Consider the following 17,084-nt stretch of genomic DNA (forward strand, 5'->3'; position numbering starts at 1 on the left):
AGTTTTAAAGGAACACTTAGTTTTTGATTAGAACCAACTCTTTATTTTAACCCAAGTGTTTCCCATCCATTCGTACCACCAGCGTTCAAATTTGTATATGTTTTTAGAGTTCGGTAGCAAATAACCGCTGTCGCCGTCTTCTGAATCTCTGACTAGGTGCTCGGTTGGTGCTGCAATGGGGATTAACCCTTGTTGTTGGAATAAATGCATTGCACGTTTCATGTGTGAGGCTGAGGTGACTAACGCAAATTGGTTGTTCTGCAGTGTGTCGCGCAAGTTAGCGGCTTCTTCTTCAGTGTCTTTTGACAAAGGAACCTCAATAATACGACTTTCTGGAATACCCATGGCAATGAGAAACTGCGCATTCATATAGGCATTACTAAATGTTTGTTTACCGACGTTACCTGAAGTCAATATCTTTGCCCGTGGATTATATTGTAATATTCTGATGGCTTCGGTAGCTCTGATGAGAGAGCAAGGAGATAGTTGAGACGTGATGGGGACGGCCCTATCATTGATGTGAGAACAGCCAAGTACAACGATAAAATTTACCTTTTTGGATAAATCGTATTGTGGATATTGTCGCTCTAGGGAATGCAAAAGCGTATTGGGTACGGGGGCAAAAGACACTAAAATGAAGCTCACTATGCCGACAATCATAAACAGATTGGCTCGAGCGTACTTTTTTCGCCATAAACAAATTAACGCAGTGATTAAACATATTAAAATTACCGGTAAAGGCATTAAGAATACACCGATAAACTTTTTAAAAAGGAACAAATCCACGTAAAATGATCTCCATTAAAGTCACGTACAGTGAGAGGCTATACCTCTTGTCAAAAAATATCATTCTATGAGTAAAAAATCAGATCAAAGTTTTGATTCATTGATGGATAAATTTGCTAACAATATTTACGGTTCCAGTAAAGGTAAACTGCGCCATGAATTGTTAGTTAATAATCTTAATCAGTATATCAATCATAACGATAAACCGCTCGACATTATTGACGTTGGGGGCGGTACAGGAATCATGAGTAAAGTCATGCTTGAATGGGGGCATAAACTTACATTTAATGACTTGTCTGCAGATGCCGTGGCGATGGCTAAAAAAAATTTAGCAAATTATGAAAATGTGAGCTTTATGTGCAGTTCATTGAGTGATTTGCCCACTCAACAGACCTATGATGTGGTGATATGCCACGCCGTTTTAGAGTGGTTAGAGTCGCCGCTTGAGGCTATTTCTTCTTTGCTAACAAAAGTAAAGCCGGGTGGGGTACTGTCTTTAAGCTTTTTCAATAAGGATGCCCATAGGTTTGGTAATCTGCTGTACGGTAACTTCGACTATGTTGCAGCTGATATGAAGCATAAAAATACCGTGAGATTGAATCCTAATAATGCATTAGAACCGCAAAAAGTTATTCATCATCTAGATGACTTGCCGTGTGAAATTATTAGCAGCGCGGGTATCCGTTGCTTTCATGATTATTTAAGGGATATCACTAAGCAAACCGACGAATACGAAAAGATTAAAGCCGCTGAAATAAAATATGGTCATAGGGAACCATACAAATGGTTGGGCAAGTATTTCCATCTTATTCTTCGCTGTAACTCCTGATTTCGGGGTAAATTGACCCAGCAACCACTTTTTATTTCGAGTACTGAATAACGGATCCTTAAGCTAAAAAGGTATTAGGATCTGATTGTTTTTTTGCCATTAACGCAAGGTTGTTAAGGGTGGTTTGGGCAATTTGTTGTAATGCTTCGTGGGTGAAGAATCCTTGATGTCCGGTAATTAATACGTTGGGAAACCCCACTAACCGGTCAAAAACATCATCTTGCATAATCTCCCAAGACTTATCTTCAAAAAATAAATCTGATTCCATTTCGTACACATCTAAGCCCAGTTGACCTATCTTTCGAGACTTTAACCCTCGTATTACCGCTTTACTATCGACCAATCCGCCGCGGGATGTATTAATCAGCATGACATCATCTTTCATTTTATGGATCGAGTCATCGTTTATCATATATTGACTTTCACTGGTTAGTGGACAATGTAAGCTTATGATATCTGAATTAGCTAAAAGGGTGTCAAGGGAAACAAAAGTGACATCTTTAGAGGGAGTATCTTGAGCAATTGGATCATAACAAATTACCTTACAACCTAAGCCGAGTAGTATATTAGCTGTGCATCTTCCTATTTTACCATAGCCAATAATACCAGCAGTTTTGCCATGAAAATTGAAACCAATTAAACCGTTGAGACTAAAGTTGTTTTCACGCACGCGGTTGTACGCTTTATGTAACTTCCTATTCAAGGTCATCATTAATGCGACAGTGTGTTCCGCAACGGCTTCAGGAGAATAAGCTGGTACGCGAGAAACGTTTATTCCAAGTTGTTTTGCCGCTTGTAAATCAACATTATTGAACCCAGCGCAACGCAACGCAATATGCTTTACTCCCATGCCTTTTAGCTGTTCAATAACCTGTTTATTCACTTGGTCATTAACAAAGACACATATGGCTTCATAACCCTGACACAAGGCTACGGTATCAATTGATAGCCTAGCTTCTTGAAAGTCTAAGGTGAAGTTATAATCTGCATTTTGTTTAGTAAAGTAAGTAATATCATGAGATTTACTACTGAAAAATAGTGTTTTCATTCTGCTCGTCTCTTATGCTTTGGCTATGATTCTGAGGTGATAGATATATTACAACAGTGCTTCTATATCTTTTTCAATGGCTTCTGGTTTGGTTTTTGGGGCATATCTGCCCATAACTTTTCCGTCTTTGTTTACTAAAAATTTAGTGAAATTCCATTTAACACTTTTGCTACCTAACACACCGGGAGCTTGAGCTTTCAAATACTCGTAAAGAGGAGAGGCATGTTTGCCATTTACATCTGATTTTTTAAAAAGAGGAAAGTCGACGCTAAAATTCAGAGTACAAAATTGTTCAATTTCAGAATCGGAACCGGGTTCTTGATGTCCAAATTGGTCACAGGGAAATCCCAAAATTTCTAATCCCTGTGTTTTATATTTTTTATATAGTCCTTGTAAGCCGTCATATTGGGGCGTAAATCCGCATTTGCTAGCGGTATTTACTATCAATAGCACTTTGCCTTTATAATCTGAAAAATCTTTTACTTCACCACTGCTCATTGGCATTTGAAAATCGTAAATCGAGTCTGACATATTTATCTCATGTAGGTTGCTATTGCGGCTTTATGATATTTATATTATCGGTTCATAGTTCCACTGATGGCCCGCATAATGCACTTTGGCTTTGGCATATTCACGTTCAGCACGCCATGTGCGGTTGTTAAGTTTAACTACAACACCGGCATACAAACGCTTATTTGCGATTATTTTAATATCCTGTTGATAGGCATCTTTGGCTAGTTTCATTTTTTCACATTTTGATTCTAGCCATTCCAGCAATTGGGATTCACTTTTAAACATCTCTTCTGCTTGTTTGAATTTACGCTGCAGTTCTGGATGAATGTTTTTACTGCGCATTAACTCAAATTTGCCTCTGTGGCGAAGATTATTGTCTCTTAACTGCAGCAATAACTCTTCGACCGTATCTTTTCTTTCCAGTAGGGTATTAAATCCCTGACTAAAGTCGATATTTAGGTGGCTGCCAGATACTGCACCTAAAGTGCCGGCGGTTATCGCACCTTTGCATTGAATATCACAGGCAAACAAGTTGCCATTTGGTTTATCAATTGGGCCTATGGTAACGCTTCCACCACAGTTTATTTTGCTATAAGCCAATTGACGTCCGATGGTAACGTTTCCACTGCACTGCACTTTAAGCCCTTGCCCATGCTGCACGTGGACACTTCCTTCGGCAATCAGTTTGGTACTATATTCAGTACTGTGTTCATTAACTTTGCCCATTGCCCCTTCGGTGATGATGATATCGCCACCGGCTTTAATGGTAGCCGATTCAACAAAGCCATTAATAGTGACATCTCCACTGGCGGTAATTTCCATTTTTTCAGTTACATCACCATTCACTAATACAGCACCATCGTATTTAATATTGCCAGTGCCTACATTTACACCTTTACAAATAAAGGTATCATCTACCCACATTTTGCCATTTTGAAATTTAGGCATGCCAGTGATCGCAGCTAAAAATAAATTTTCATCATGGTCACTGACTTTGATCCCATCACCGGGTTTGAATTTAATCCAAGCGCCTGGTTTGGGAGCAGTTAAACCACCTTTAACATTAAAACCACTACGACCTTTTGATGGGGCAATGCGACGTAAAACTTCAGTATTTGCTTTCACGCAAATGACATCCCCTAAATTTCGCATGTCTACTCGGCTTGAGCCACTGGTTTGCGGCTTTAATATTCGCTCCAGGGCATTAGGTACTAACGGGTTAAGCTTAGAATCTTTACCATTTTTAACAGGCAAGCCCTTCGCCACTAGTGCCTCAATAATCGTACCTGGTTTTGCGGCTTTCGCTTTTACTGCAACGTCATCGATTATTTTCTTACTTAAGCCTCTTACGACACCACTGTCATTTGCAAGTTTGACTAATTCAGACGCCGTGGGGGTATGGCCTCCGTATGCTGCGGTGATAGAGATAAAAGCGAACATATCATTATCTTCAATACGAAATTTTACCTTTGCATCCTTTTTTTCAGCAATGACTTCAGTAATGATTTCGTTGTTCCCTTCTTTTCGCGCTTTGATCAATAAATCGCTAGCATTAATCACGTTTTCTTCAGACAAGTACAAGTCTGCATAGTTACTGTTATTAAAGCTGTTAATCAGAGATTTAGTGTCGACATTGGGGGCTACATCACTTGGATTTATAACCAAATTTAAAAATTTGCCGCTATCATCAAGCCTAAAATTGATGCCTTTCATTATTACCACCTAAATTTAATCTGATCTACTTGTTACTGCTTTATCGACTATAGAAATGAATGTATTAATTATAGACAACCTATGACCATGGGTTATTCATATGAACAGCTAGCTACCACTTTGTCCAACTATCATTACGAGTTCTAAGAGTTGAACAAACAGGTTAAATATGGTGCTATCAATTAGCATCTATTTATATCACAACAAATGTCAAATGTACTCGCTGTTCGATTCAATTCCCAAAGAATTATTTTAACCATTACGCTGTCTTGAGTAGGTCATTTTTATAAATTTTCTGCGTATTGATGAAGTGCTCGAATAATGGCTCTTTTGGGCGGGTTATTCTGGTACTCGAAGGTTAATTGTTCCAACAAACTTAAATACTCAGGCAATTGCATACTTGCCGGTGAGTCAGGATCAGTAAGACGGTATTGTCTATGTCGTTGCCATTTAATGACCTCTTCTTCACTTAAGCTCAACGGATAATTTCGTGCTCTATATCGAAAAAGTAGGGTAGCGAGTCTTGAGTCGTCGAATTCCCACTCCTTTGCACCTAAATTGCTAGGGGCGATTTGATGAATTTGATTTAATTTTTGGCGATCTGAATCACTTAAAAATCCCCCTGTATAGAGGGCATAGTCAGGGTCTATGGATGGAGTAGACTCCCGCTGTTCATCAAATACGGCTACGAGTTTACTGGCTAAACCGGTTTGACTTTTTATGCTCGCTAAGTTTTGCAAACATTGACTGCGGTCAATGCCTAATCGCTGGGCATTTTCTTCATTTAGGGTTTTTGCAGGGGCGACGAAAGGGCACTTATTTAGATGAATGAGTTTTACCGGCAGTCTTTGCTGCCCCTCAGGCATATCAGAGGTTCGTTGATATAACCGCGCTTTTATTTCTTCAATGTCTAAATCAAAAAGAGGCTTAGGATCCAAGCCTAAATTTAAACATATGATGGCGTTTTTATTGGTTGGGTGATATGCAATCGGTAATACCCAAGTGCAACATCCATTCTTTGCTGGTAATTTTGACGAAATATGGACGAGAGGAACCTGAGCATCGATGTTTATATGCTCTGCTACTTTACGTTTGTTTCTAAGACTAAAAATATATTCATAAAGCTTGGGTTGGGCTTGTTTAATTAGTTTCGCCATAGCAATAGTGGCGTAAACATCGGCTAAGGCATCATGGGCATCCGTGTGAGTTATCTCATTGGCTTTAGTGAGATCTTCAAGTTTAAAGCTCGGAGTACCATCTTCTTTGTAAACCCAGTTTATACCTTCTGGTCTTAATGCATAACACGCTCTTACTAAATCAATAATATCCCATCGACTATTACCATTTTGCCATTCTCGAGCGTAGGGGTCGTATAAATTCCGATATAAAGTGTAGCGCGTCACTTCATCATCAAATCGAATACTATTGTAGCCTGCGCTGCAGGTGCCAGGGATTGTCATCTGTTGTTGTATTTTTTCTATGAACTCAGCTTCAACTAAGCCGTCGCGCAAGGTTAATTGTGGGGTAATACCCGTTACCAGGGCCGCATGAGGGTTAGGCAAATAATCATTTGGAATTTGGCTGTACCATTTTACTGGTTTATCAATAATATTGAGATCAAGGTCGGTTCTTATTCCCGCAAACTGACAAGGAACGTCTTTTTGAGGGTTCACTCCCCAGGTTTCATAATCGTGCCAAAGAATTGATGGGCTCAACGTCATTACTCTCTACAATTAAAAGTCCCCTAATCACCAATAGAATAAAAAATTGAATGTCTTATTTTTTGCAGTGATTCTGAATAGGGAAAAATAAGAATTATACAGAAACCAATAGGTTCTGCTATCTACAAAGACATTCTTAGTCAATCCTTTTAAAAATTCAAAAATGTTTTTAAAAAGTTATGTTTTTTAAACGGTTAAGACTATCTTTATATTAGGTGATCAATTTGTTGTATAAATTGATAGCTAATCAAAACACTTTCGAAGCTAAGGAGAAAGGGTGGAATCATTAAAAGTAAATCACTATATGAATCGTCGGCCCGTAACATTTACTGATGAAATGCCAGTGGCCGAAGCGGTAGAGCGTCTTTTGACGGGTAAACAATCAGGTGGCGCCGTGCTAAACCCACGCAATAAAGTCATTGGATTTTTGTCTGAAAAAGACTGCATTGCGCGAATGGTTACATCGAGTTACTACCGAGAGCAAGTGGCTCGTGTTAAAGAAATTATGAAGACAGACGTATTAGCTGTGAAATCATATGATTCGATAATTGAAGTGGCACAACGATTCTTAAATGAAGGGACAAAACTATACCCAGTGGTTGACGATGATGGCTATTTCATCGGTACCATAAGTCGTGCTGATGTCCTTTATGCTATAGATGTACAACTAAGAGACGGGTATAAACGCGCCTAAAAGGGTTTAATAGGCTACTTTGCTGGAAATTTGCTGGCGTTTCTTCTAGGATCCGTTGCGTTTTAATGCATCGAATTTTTTGAGAACACATTGTCTAATAATCAGAATATAGCCATTCCAACTCGCGACGATTTACAAAAGCAGCTTTCAGGTTGCTTAGGTAGTGATATTTTTAAACTGCAAAAGCAGTTAAATCGTTTAGTCAAAAGTAAATCAACTGATGCTCAGTGGTTATCTTTGGCATCTGCCATTGAAAAATCCACTTTAGTACGTCAATTCAAACTGCAAAACATTCCAGATATTGACTATCCGGAATTGCCTGTAAGTGAGCATAAAGATGCGATTAGTGAAGCAATCGCAAAACATCAAGTTGTGATCATCGCGGGTGAAACTGGCTCGGGAAAAACCACCCAAATCCCAAAAATTTGTTTAGAACTTGGTCGCGGGGTAGATGGACTTATTGGTCATACCCAACCTAGACGGTTAGCAGCCAGAACAGTTGCGAACAGAATCGCTGAAGAATTAGGTACTTCCATCGGTGAAAAAGTGGGATTTAAAGTCCGCTTTTCGGATCACGTGGGAGATGACACCTATATTAAGTTAATGACCGACGGTATTTTGCTCGCGGAAATGCAAGCTGATAGGTTTTTAAGTAAATACGATACTTTAATTATTGATGAAGCCCATGAACGCAGCTTAAATATAGATTTTATTTTAGGCTATTTAAAACAACTTTTACCTAAAAGACCTGAACTCAAATTAATTATTACCTCAGCAACCATTGATCCTGAGCGATTTTCGAAACATTTTAACAATGCGCCTATTATTCAAGTAAGTGGCCGCAGCTATCCAGTTGAGATACGCTATAACCCACTACAAGATAATGATGAAGAGAGTGACCAAATACAGGGGATTATTTCAGCGGTTGACGAACTAAGCCGTGAAAAACGGGGTGATATTTTGGTGTTTTTAAGTGGTGAACGCGAAATTAGAGACACTGCTGATGCCTTAAATAAACAGAATTATAAAGCCACGGAAGTATTGCCACTTTATGCGCGGCTTTCAGTCGCGGAGCAAAACCGAATATTTCAATCACACGGTAATCGTCGAATCGTCTTAGCGACAAATGTGGCGGAAACATCGCTCACCGTACCAGGGATTAAATATGTTATTGATCCCGGTTTTGCACGGTTGTCTCGCTATAGCTATCGCAGTAAAGTCCAGCGCCTACCCATCGAAGCTATATCTCAAGCCTCTGCGAATCAGCGGGCAGGGCGCTGTGGGCGGGTTTCTGAAGGTATATGTATTCGTTTATATTCAGAAGAAGACTTTACAGGACGCCCTGAGTTTACCGATCCTGAAATTCTCCGTACCAATCTTGCTTCGGTTATATTACAGATGTTGTCGCTAAAACTAGGCAATATTCAGGACTTTCCATTTGTTCAGCCCCCAGACAATCGATTCATTAATGATGGATTTCGTTTGTTAGAAGAGCTTACTGCCGTGGAAAAACGTCAGGGCAAGCTGACCTTGACCGAAACCGGACGACAAATAGCTAAATTACCCGTTGATCCTCGATATGCCAGAATGGTCGTGGAAGCCGGACAGCATAATTGTGTCTCAGAATTAATTATTATTGCCGCGGGTCTGAGTATTCAAGATCCCAGAGAGCGGCCCCAGGAAAAACGTGCTGCAGCTGACCAACAGCATGAAAAGTATGCAGATAAACAGTCTGATTTTGTTTCCTTATTAAATTTATGGCAAGAGTTTAAATTACAACAAAAAGAGCTGTCGTCAAATCAGTTGCGTAGATGGTGTCGAAGCCATTTTATTAATTATTTGCGAATGCGTGAATGGCAGGATGTGGTCAGCCAACTTAAAAAATCTATTGTAGACGTTGGATTTAGATTAAATAAAGAGAGCGCCGATTTTGATGCTGTGCATAAAGCCATTTTGTCTGGATTGTTGTCGCATATTGGTTTTAAAGATAAAGAGCGTGAATTTGAAGGGGCGAGGGGATCGAAGTTTGTGATCTTTCCTGGTTCAAATTTATCCAAAAAACCGCCTAAATGGACTATGGTCGCCGAATTAGTGGAAACCTCCAGACTATTTGGTCGTTTAGCGGCCAAAATTGAGCCTGAATGGATCGAACCACTGGCCAAACATTTAACTAAATATCAATACAGTGAACCGGTTTGGTCTAAGAAGCGTGGGACAGTTCAAGCATTGGAAAAAGTGCTGTTGTTTGGCCTAACAATTGTCAGCAATCGGCATGTTAACTTTAGCACAATCGATGCCGTAGTAAGTCGCGAAATTTTTATTCGCGAAGCCTTAGTCAATGCTCAAACTAAGTTGTCTTACGACTTTATTCACTATAATCAAAGTCTTATTGAAGACATACAATTACTTGAAGAAAAGTCCCGTCGTCGCGACGTCTTAGTCGATGAGCAAGAACTGGTAGCATTTTATGAGCAAACAATTCCTCAGCATGTTTGTAGCGAAAGTAGTTTTAAAAAGTGGTGGAATAAAGCTGATTCAACCATAAGGGAAAGTTTAAAGTACGACCCTGAGCAACTCAAAAAACATCAGGCAGAACAGGTCAATGATCTCAATTTCCCTGACACTTGGCAGCAAAACAATTTGAATCTGCCATTAAGCTATTGTTTCGAGCCTAACCAAATAGATGATGGCGTGAGCTTAATAATTCCATTACCCATTCTCAATCAACTAGAAGAAACCGGCTTTGACTGGCTTATTCCTGGTTTCCGACATGAATTAATCGTGACCTTGATTAAATCATTGCCAAAGCGATTGAGGCGTAATTTTGTGCCTGCCCCAAATTTTGCAGATGCGTGTATGTTAGATATGCCGTCTACCGATATTAAAGGTCATCCATTACCATTTTTAACCGCCTTGAGTAAAAAGCTTTTGAAAATGACGGGTGTAACAGTGGCGGAAGATGAATGGCAATGGCAAGGGTTACCAGAGCACTTAAAGTTTAACTTTAAAGTGGTGGATGGCAAAGGCAACCTATTAAAACAAGGTCGTGACTTGCATGTACTTAAGTATGGACTGCAAGATAAAATCTCTACCACGTTAAAACAAGCGGCGTCTCCAGAGATTGAGAAAAAGGGCCTCACCCAATGGAGTTTTTCAGTACTCGAAGAAGAGTATATTGATAATTCCCAGGGATATGAAGTGAAAGCCTATCCAGCCTTAGTGGATGATAATAAGAGTGTAGCGATAAAGTTATTTGAAAATCCAGAAAAAGCACTAAACATTCATAGACAAGGACTGCGACGCTTAATTATGTTGAACATTCCATCACCCCTAAGTTATTTAAAGGAAAAGTTACCTAATAAAGCAAAATTAGGGCTGTATTTTAATCCGTTTGGGCAAATACAAGCACTAATCAATGATTGTATAGAAGCTGGAGTTGATCACTTAATCGCTCGTTTTGAAAGCGATATGGGTGTGCCTATTCGTTCACCAGAGTTGTTTGATAAAGCGCGAGACTTTGTTCGAAAAGACATAAACGAAGTGGTTCTTGATATAGCAAAAAAAGTCGAAGTAGGGTTAACTCAAGCTCATCAAATACAAAAGAAATTAAAAGGTAATGTCTCCCTTGATATGATTAGTGCCCATGGGGATATTAAACAACACTTAAACTCTCTGGTGTTTCCAGGTTTTATAAGCCAATTTGGTATTGTTAAAATAGACGATTGGAACCGTTATATTAAAGGGATCGCCAGACGTTTAGAAAAATTACCCATAGATCCCAATAAAGACCGGTTACATCAACTAAATATAGAAAAAGTGCAAGGGCGGTATCAGGCAGCATTAAATAAAATACCTAAAGGCAAAGAGGTGCCTGAAGACCTAAAAGCGGTGCGTTGGATGATTGAAGAGTTGCGCGTATCCTTTTTTGCGCAACAACTTGGTACTCCTATGCCAATTTCAGTGAAGCGAATTGAAAATCAATTGCTATCATTTTAAACGATGTTCGTTGACTTTATAGCAGATGCACCCTATAAAAGTCATAGGTGTTTATAGTTAGGATGAGGTAAAAGATGTTGGGATACGATGACAAGCGAAACTTTTTTCGAATGATGTTGAATTCACCCTGTGAATTGACAGTGCACGATGATGAGTCCACTCGTTCCATGCCCGCAGTTTGCAAAGATATTAGTGCCACAGGCATGTCTTTTGAAGTGGAAGAAGAATCTGTCGAGATAGGCACGCTTGTTGATGTGGCGATTGAATCCACCAGTAGTCAGATCCCTTCGTTAAGTGCCAAAGCCAAAGTTGTGCGCTGTGAACGCAGCTCTGATAGCAGTTGTATTATTGGTGTTGAAATTATCGAAATGAATTAATCTATTTCATTTATAAATGACCAAGGGGGCAGATTCTTGGTCATTTACATTATTTTTCAGTAATAGTTTAACTTACTGAACAAACCAATCCTTTTAAATAAAACCCTTCAGGGTAGTTACTGGCTACGGGGTGGTCAGCAGCTTGTCCCAAACGCTGTAAAAAGTGCACGGTTTTATTGGCATCTAATGCGGCATCAGCTACCACTTTTTGAAATAAATCCGATGACAATAAACCTGAACAACTAAAGGTTAATAGTATACCTCCAGGATTAAGGATCTTCATCGCTAGCATATTAATATCTTTGTAGCCTCGACAGGCTCGGGTTAATGATGCTTTTGAATCAACAAACTTAGGTGGATCAAGCACGATCATATCGAATTTTGTTCCCTGGTCTCTATATTCTCTCAACGCTTCGAACACGTCTTGTTTTACAAAGCTGGCTTTAGCAGAATCTAGATCATTCAGCTCAATATTTCGTTTTGCTGTTGCCAACGCATTGTCTGAGACATCCATATTTACTACGCTTGTGGCACCACCTTTGAGTGCATAACACGCAAAGGTTCCGGTATAACTAAAGCAATTTAGTACTCGCTTATCTTTTGCATAAGTAGCAGCGGTTGCGCGACTATCTCGTTGATCTAAGTAAAAACCTGTTTTGTGGCCCTGTTTGAGATCAACAATAATTTTAATGCCATTTTCTTCGATAATGACTTCATCGGGTACTTCACCATGTAAGGTTTGAATGATTTCAGGTAACCCTTCTTTCGCTCTAACAGACACGTCACTGCGTTCTAATATACTGCAATCAGGAAAGCGCTTAGTTAGGGCCCAAACAATTTTTTTACGGTGCTTTTCCGCTCCAGCTGAAAGTAACTGACAGACAATGACATTGGCATACTTATCAATAGTGATACCTGGCAAACCATCGGATTCCCCGGCAACTATCCGATATCCGGTTAAACTATGTTGTAAAATAATGGGCTCTCGCAGAGCCATAGCTTGGTCGAGTTTGCGTAAAAAGAAACCATTGTCTACCACTTCCTGACGATCGAAAGTCCATACTCTCACTTGTATTTGTGATTGGGTTGACCAAGCTCCTTTAGCGAGAAACTCACCGTTATCAGCGAAGATGTCGACAGTGTCGCCGTTACGTACTACTCCTTTGTGTTCTTTAATCGCGCTTGCAAATATCCAAGGATGTTTGCGTAGTAATGATTTCTCCCTACCGGGATGCAGAATGACAGATGCACTCATAAAAAATTCCAATGTTGATTAAATTAGACCCAAGTGACTAATTTATTTAGCGAAAGAAGACTAATTTTGTGATTGTACAGCAGTCACTATATGATAGCTAAATCCGATTTTATGTTTAATTTATGGAGTGATTTTTTGAACAGTCAACAGAGCATGTCATTTGTGGATTTTGAAAAAGGCGGATCCCCTGAAACGCTTACATTAAATACGACAAGTATTCCCATCATTAATGCAGACGAAGTATTAGTTAAAGTGAATGCCTTTGGCGTGAATAGGGCGGATACATTGCAACGACAGGGAAAGTATCCACCGCCAAAAGGTGAAAGTGAAATTTTGGGTTTGGAAATTGCGGGTGTTGTTGTCGCTGTGGGCAGCGATGTTACGAACGTAAAAGAAGGTGAGCGGGTGTTTGGATTAGTCGCCGGTGGTGGTTATGCACAATACGCGAAAATTTTAAGTGCTCATGTGATTAAGACACCAGCTAGTCTCAGTTGTGAGCAGGCGGCTGGCATTGCGGAAGTGTTTTTAACTGCCTATCAAAGTTTATGTGAAATTGGTCAACTGCAACCCAAACAATCTGCATTGATTCATGCTGGTGCTAGTGGAGTGGGGCTTGCGGCCATTCAATTAGCAAACTTGATTGGAGCAAAAATAGCGGTAACGGCATCTTCACCTCAAAAACTGCAGGTGTGCGCGGATTTAGGTGCAGGCACGTTAGTGAATTATAAAGAACAAGATTTTGCCGAGGTATTATCAACTGAACGTTTTAAAGCGGATGTGGTGATTGATTTTATCGGTGAGCAATACACAAATCGAAGTCTAAAAGTCCTCAATATGGATGGTTGTATTGTTCAGTTAGCCTTATTAAATGGTCGATTTGGCGATAAATTAGATATGGCGTTATTGTTAGGTAAGCGTGCGAAATTACAAGGTTCCACATTAAGAAATAGAAGTGATGAGTATAAAACTAAATTAATCCATGATTTCAGCCAAGGTTTTTTAGGGGAATTTGAATCGGCTAAGTTAAAGCCGATAATTGATACCATTTACGCGGTTGAAGACATTGCTAAGGCTCATGCCCGAATGGAAGTGAATGACACCATTGGTAAATTAATTTGTAAGTGGTAGCAGTAGCAGGGGGATCCCCCTGCTAGCTTAGTATGTTTGTAAAACTATTGAAAACCGTTGTCTTCCAATAAATTTGAAGATTCGGCCGCGGTTCTAGCTAACTCATCGCAGCGTTCATTTTCAGGGTGACCTGAGTGTCCTTTCACCCATTCCCATTGAATATTGTGCTTTTGTGCTTGCTCATCGAGCCGTTTCCATAAGTCTGCATTTTTGACTGGCTTTTTGTCGGATGTCCGCCAGCCGTTCTTCTTCCAGTTCTTAATCCATTGATTAATGCCATTCTTAACGTATTGGCTATCGGTGGTGAGCGTAACCTGACAAGGCTCTGTCAGCGTGTTTAAGGCTTCAATGGCTGCCAATAACTCCATACGATTATTGGTTGTATGTTTAAAACCCTGACTGATTTCTTTGTTGTGTTGATTAAATTTGAGTACCGCACCGTAACCACCAGGACCTGGGTTACCTAGACAAGAGCCATCTGTAAAAATTGTAATATGCTTCATGGAAATATTCGTGATTTAAAGTTGTAGGCAAGTATAATGAAAGCCACTACTAATGCCAATTGAGTTGATATAAATGCGTCAAATCGTTTTAGATACGGAAACTACCGGAATCGATCCTAAACAGGGTCATAGAATTATTGAAATAGGTTGTGTTGAATTAGTTAACCGAAAGCTTACTGGTAATCATTTCCATGTTTACATAAATCCTGAGCGTATTGTAGAAGCTGAAGCCATAGAAGTTCATGGTATAACCAATGAATATTTGGCGCATAAGCCTAAATTTAGAGAAATTAGCCAAGGGTTTGTAGATTTTATTCGCGGGGCACAGTTGGTGATCCACAATGCACCTTTTGATATCGGTTTTATGGATCATGAATTCCAGCTAATGAATCCGGTTAGCCCGGTAAAAAGCAGAGAGATCTGTACCGTTCTTGATACCCTAACTCTCGCTAGAGAACTACACCCTGGTCAAAAAAATAATTTGGACGCCTTATGTAAGCGATATGGAATCGATAACTCCCATCGTGAATTGCATGGCGCTTTGCTGGATTCAGAAATTCTAGCAGATGTTTATTTGTTAATGACGGGTGGGCAAACCGATCTAAATTTAAGCGGTAACAAAGCAAACGAGAACAATAATAATAGTGAAAATACCATTCAACGTTTAGATGCAAACCGAAAACCATTCAAGGTTATTCAAGCTTCTGCCGATGAATTAGAACAACATCAAGCTCGATTACAACTTGTAGAGGACAGCAGTGGTTCTTGTATCTGGCGTCAGCCACATTAAGTTAATGGTAAAATGGGCAACAATGATAGTGTTGTTGCTGATGGGCATGACGCAAGTTTATGCCCAAGACCCTAATGAAAAAAACCAACAACCTTTGTCTGAATTAGGGGATAATTACCACAACAGCATTAAATTGTTGCAGAATCGCTTTCGAATAGATTACCAAGTTGAAGAAATCACCATGGTGTTTTTTCGCGAATTCGGCAGTGCACCGGTTGTTTTGGTGAAACCTGATGGTTCTAAAATATTTGAGTCAGATGCCGATGGAGAAACTATTTTTTGGTACGACTCTGCGACCTATGATCTAGTCAACATCAAAAATCCAACGCCAGGACCCTGGCAAGCAGTAGGGCAGATTTTGCCAGATAGCAGGGTAATGGTGATCACTGATATTGAACTTCACGCAAAACCACTGCCGAGTATTTTATTTTCAGGTGAAATACTAAAACAGACGGCACAATTGACTAATGGCGGAGAGCCCATTAGCGCCACAGAATTTCGTGACGTTGTCTCATTAGAAATTAAGCTTGTAAGTACCAATAACCCGAACTACAACAATTTCGGTGCAGAAATCGCAACCATAGCGACCTTTGAAGATAATGGTCGTGGGATGGACGAAACGCCATTAGATGGCGTGTTTACTGGTCAGTTTAACCTTTCGGTGGCTAATGGAGAGTGGACCCCAGTATTTATGGTGAGTACTCCTATGCTAACCAGAGAGCAGGTAGATCCACCGCTAATGCTGTATCCCAACCCCATTAAAATAAATATGATCGAAGATGGTGGGGGAGACGGATATCACAAACTAGTGATTGATGCAGAGCGCGAATATGTTGATATGAATTCGCTATTGATAGATGGCAAGGTACGTTTTCCAAATGGCGATGTTCAAAACTTTTCGTTAACCGAGCAAACACCCAATGCCAGAGAATACTTGATTGTTAATTATGAATCAGGGGTCTATCGCATCAAACTCACCGCCTATGGCAATACAAAGAGCGGTCGCGACTTCATTTTGGATGTACCCGAATATACATACTTAGTAGAAGAGCCGGAAGTGGTAGTAGAAACGCCACCTCAGTCAACTAGCTTAGATGGCACTATTGGAACAGGTGATAATTCCGCTTCTGTTCAATCGACGATAACTGATCCTTTGTTAGTTGAAGATGAAAAAATGTCGAAAGGGTTGTTTTGGGGGCTTATTATCGGGATTAATCTGATAATTATTGTGATTGGCGCTGTAAGCCTGTGGTTGTATTTAAAGCCTTCTAAAAAAGCACTAGATTCAGAGCTTGAGGACACTGAAACCTCCTCAATAAGCTTATTAGATAAAATTAAAAACAGGTTTTCAAAAAAAGCTGTGCAACAACCAGAAGCCAGCCCTGCTAAAAAAAATAATGAAGATTCAGGGATTATTGATTTAACCATCCCCAAAAAATAAAACTTAAGCAAATAGGCTTGTTTATTTTTCTCAGTAATTGACGTGTGTTTATTGAACATTTTTGGGCGTTTTGCGCAAAATTAAAACAAATAGATGCATTAGATTCGGATATCCGAAAAAACTGGTTGACTCGCCAATAGTGAACCCTTATTATCTGCGCCGCGGTTGACTAGGGGGTTCTACAAAACTAGTTAATAGCGTTTCAATAGGTCAGCGGAGTGGTAGTTCAGTTGGTTAGAATACCGGCCTGTCACGCCGGGGGTCGCGGGTTCGAGTCCCGTCCACTCCGC

General features: G+C 39.9%; 14 protein-coding genes and 1 tRNA gene. 8 read left to right on the plus strand and 7 right to left on the minus strand.

The features are described 5' to 3' along the window. Positions 1–27: 27 nt before the first annotated feature. Positions 28–786, minus strand: a complete 759-nt coding sequence (locus tag Q4574_RS09275; protein WP_303473779.1) for an ElyC/SanA/YdcF family protein — start codon at positions 784–786, stop codon at positions 28–30. A 67-nt stretch (positions 787–853) separates the two neighbouring features. Here Q4574_RS09275 and Q4574_RS09280 point away from each other — a divergent pair, with 67 nt between their 5' ends. Then, complete coding sequence (locus Q4574_RS09280) at positions 854–1,615, plus strand: methyltransferase domain-containing protein (RefSeq protein WP_303473780.1); 762 nt, start codon at positions 854–856, stop codon at positions 1,613–1,615. A gap of 58 nt (positions 1,616–1,673) precedes the next feature. Here Q4574_RS09280 and Q4574_RS09285 read toward each other — a convergent pair whose 3' ends face one another. From Q4574_RS09285 to sbcB, 4 genes are all read right to left on the minus strand, one after another. Next, positions 1,674–2,663, minus strand: coding sequence for a 2-hydroxyacid dehydrogenase (locus Q4574_RS09285; protein ID WP_303473781.1), 990 nt, complete (start codon positions 2,661–2,663; stop codon positions 1,674–1,676). Positions 2,664–2,711: 48 nt separating this feature from the next. Then, complete coding sequence (locus tag Q4574_RS09290) at positions 2,712–3,194, minus strand: glutathione peroxidase (protein WP_303473782.1); 483 nt, start codon at positions 3,192–3,194, stop codon at positions 2,712–2,714. A 39-nt stretch (positions 3,195–3,233) separates the two neighbouring features. Continuing rightward, the gene (locus Q4574_RS09295) at positions 3,234–4,889 is read right to left on the minus strand and encodes a DUF342 domain-containing protein (protein WP_303473783.1); all 1,656 of its coding nucleotides are present in this window, start codon (positions 4,887–4,889) and stop codon (positions 3,234–3,236) included. Between the two features lie 284 nt (positions 4,890–5,173). Next, on the minus strand, positions 5,174–6,610 hold the full coding sequence (gene sbcB, locus Q4574_RS09300; RefSeq protein WP_303473784.1) for an exodeoxyribonuclease I: 1,437 nt from the start codon (positions 6,608–6,610) through the stop codon (positions 5,174–5,176). 277 nt (positions 6,611–6,887) lie between these two features. Between sbcB and Q4574_RS09305 the strand changes: the two genes are divergently transcribed. The 3 genes from Q4574_RS09305 (at position 6,888) to Q4574_RS09315 (ending at position 11,677) form a co-directional block, all read left to right on the plus strand. Further along, positions 6,888–7,304: a CBS domain-containing protein gene (locus tag Q4574_RS09305; RefSeq protein WP_303473785.1), complete on the plus strand. Its 417-nt coding sequence runs from the start codon at positions 6,888–6,890 to the stop codon at positions 7,302–7,304. A gap of 90 nt (positions 7,305–7,394) precedes the next feature. Beyond that, complete coding sequence (gene hrpA, locus Q4574_RS09310; RefSeq protein ID WP_303473786.1) at positions 7,395–11,300, plus strand: ATP-dependent RNA helicase HrpA; 3,906 nt, start codon at positions 7,395–7,397, stop codon at positions 11,298–11,300. 74 nt (positions 11,301–11,374) lie between these two features. Beyond that, positions 11,375–11,677, plus strand: coding sequence for a PilZ domain-containing protein (locus Q4574_RS09315; protein ID WP_303473788.1), 303 nt, complete (start codon positions 11,375–11,377; stop codon positions 11,675–11,677). 67 nt (positions 11,678–11,744) lie between these two features. Here the strand turns inward: Q4574_RS09315 and Q4574_RS09320 are convergent, their stop codons facing one another. After that, a complete protein-coding gene (locus tag Q4574_RS09320) occupies positions 11,745–12,932 on the minus strand; it encodes a class I SAM-dependent methyltransferase (RefSeq protein ID WP_303473789.1) in 1,188 nt (395 codons plus the stop codon). A gap of 153 nt (positions 12,933–13,085) precedes the next feature. On the opposite strand from Q4574_RS09320, the gene Q4574_RS09325 reads away from it, so the two are divergent. After that, a complete protein-coding gene (locus tag Q4574_RS09325) occupies positions 13,086–14,060 on the plus strand; it encodes an NAD(P)H-quinone oxidoreductase (protein WP_303473796.1) in 975 nt (324 codons plus the stop codon). Between the two features lie 44 nt (positions 14,061–14,104). On the opposite strand, the gene rnhA is transcribed toward Q4574_RS09325, so the two are convergent. Continuing rightward, entirely contained in the window at positions 14,105–14,563 is a 459-nt protein-coding gene (gene rnhA / locus Q4574_RS09330; protein ID WP_303473790.1) for a ribonuclease HI, read from the minus strand. Positions 14,564–14,636: 73 nt separating this feature from the next. Here rnhA and dnaQ point away from each other — a divergent pair, with 73 nt between their 5' ends. From dnaQ to Q4574_RS09345, 3 genes are all read left to right on the plus strand, one after another. Then, entirely contained in the window at positions 14,637–15,353 is a 717-nt protein-coding gene (dnaQ, locus tag Q4574_RS09335) for a DNA polymerase III subunit epsilon (RefSeq protein WP_303473791.1), read from the plus strand. A gap of 46 nt (positions 15,354–15,399) precedes the next feature. Further along, on the plus strand, positions 15,400–16,794 hold the full coding sequence (locus tag Q4574_RS09340; RefSeq protein WP_303473797.1) for a TIGR03503 family protein: 1,395 nt from the start codon (positions 15,400–15,402) through the stop codon (positions 16,792–16,794). Positions 16,795–17,009: 215 nt separating this feature from the next. Continuing rightward, positions 17,010–17,083: transfer RNA gene (locus tag Q4574_RS09345), tRNA-Asp, on the plus strand. Position 17,084: the final 1 nt, after the last annotated feature.

It is taken from the genome of Aliiglaciecola sp. 3_MG-2023 (genome assembly GCF_030548205.1).
Taxonomy (GTDB): Bacteria; Pseudomonadota; Gammaproteobacteria; order Enterobacterales; family Alteromonadaceae; genus Aliiglaciecola.

Coding starts and splice junctions, on each gene's coding strand:
- Q4574_RS09315 (WP_303473788.1), top strand. CDS start 11,375: ATGTTGGGATACGATGACAAGCGAAACTTTTTTCGAATGATGTTGAAT.
- Q4574_RS09290 (WP_303473782.1), bottom strand. CDS start 3,194: ATGTCAGACTCGATTTACGATTTTCAAATGCCAATGAGCAGTGGTGAA.
- Q4574_RS09325 (WP_303473796.1), top strand. CDS start 13,086: ATGTCATTTGTGGATTTTGAAAAAGGCGGATCCCCTGAAACGCTTACA.
- rnhA (WP_303473790.1), bottom strand. CDS start 14,563: ATGAAGCATATTACAATTTTTACAGATGGCTCTTGTCTAGGTAACCCA.
- Q4574_RS09285 (WP_303473781.1), bottom strand. CDS start 2,663: ATGAAAACACTATTTTTCAGTAGTAAATCTCATGATATTACTTACTTT.
- Q4574_RS09280 (WP_303473780.1), top strand. CDS start 854: ATGAGTAAAAAATCAGATCAAAGTTTTGATTCATTGATGGATAAATTT.
- dnaQ (WP_303473791.1), top strand. CDS start 14,637: ATGCGTCAAATCGTTTTAGATACGGAAACTACCGGAATCGATCCTAAA.
- Q4574_RS09340 (WP_303473797.1), top strand. CDS start 15,400: ATGACGCAAGTTTATGCCCAAGACCCTAATGAAAAAAACCAACAACCT.
- Q4574_RS09320 (WP_303473789.1), bottom strand. CDS start 12,932: ATGAGTGCATCTGTCATTCTGCATCCCGGTAGGGAGAAATCATTACTA.
- sbcB (WP_303473784.1), bottom strand. CDS start 6,610: ATGACGTTGAGCCCATCAATTCTTTGGCACGATTATGAAACCTGGGGA.
- Q4574_RS09295 (WP_303473783.1), bottom strand. CDS start 4,889: ATGAAAGGCATCAATTTTAGGCTTGATGATAGCGGCAAATTTTTAAAT.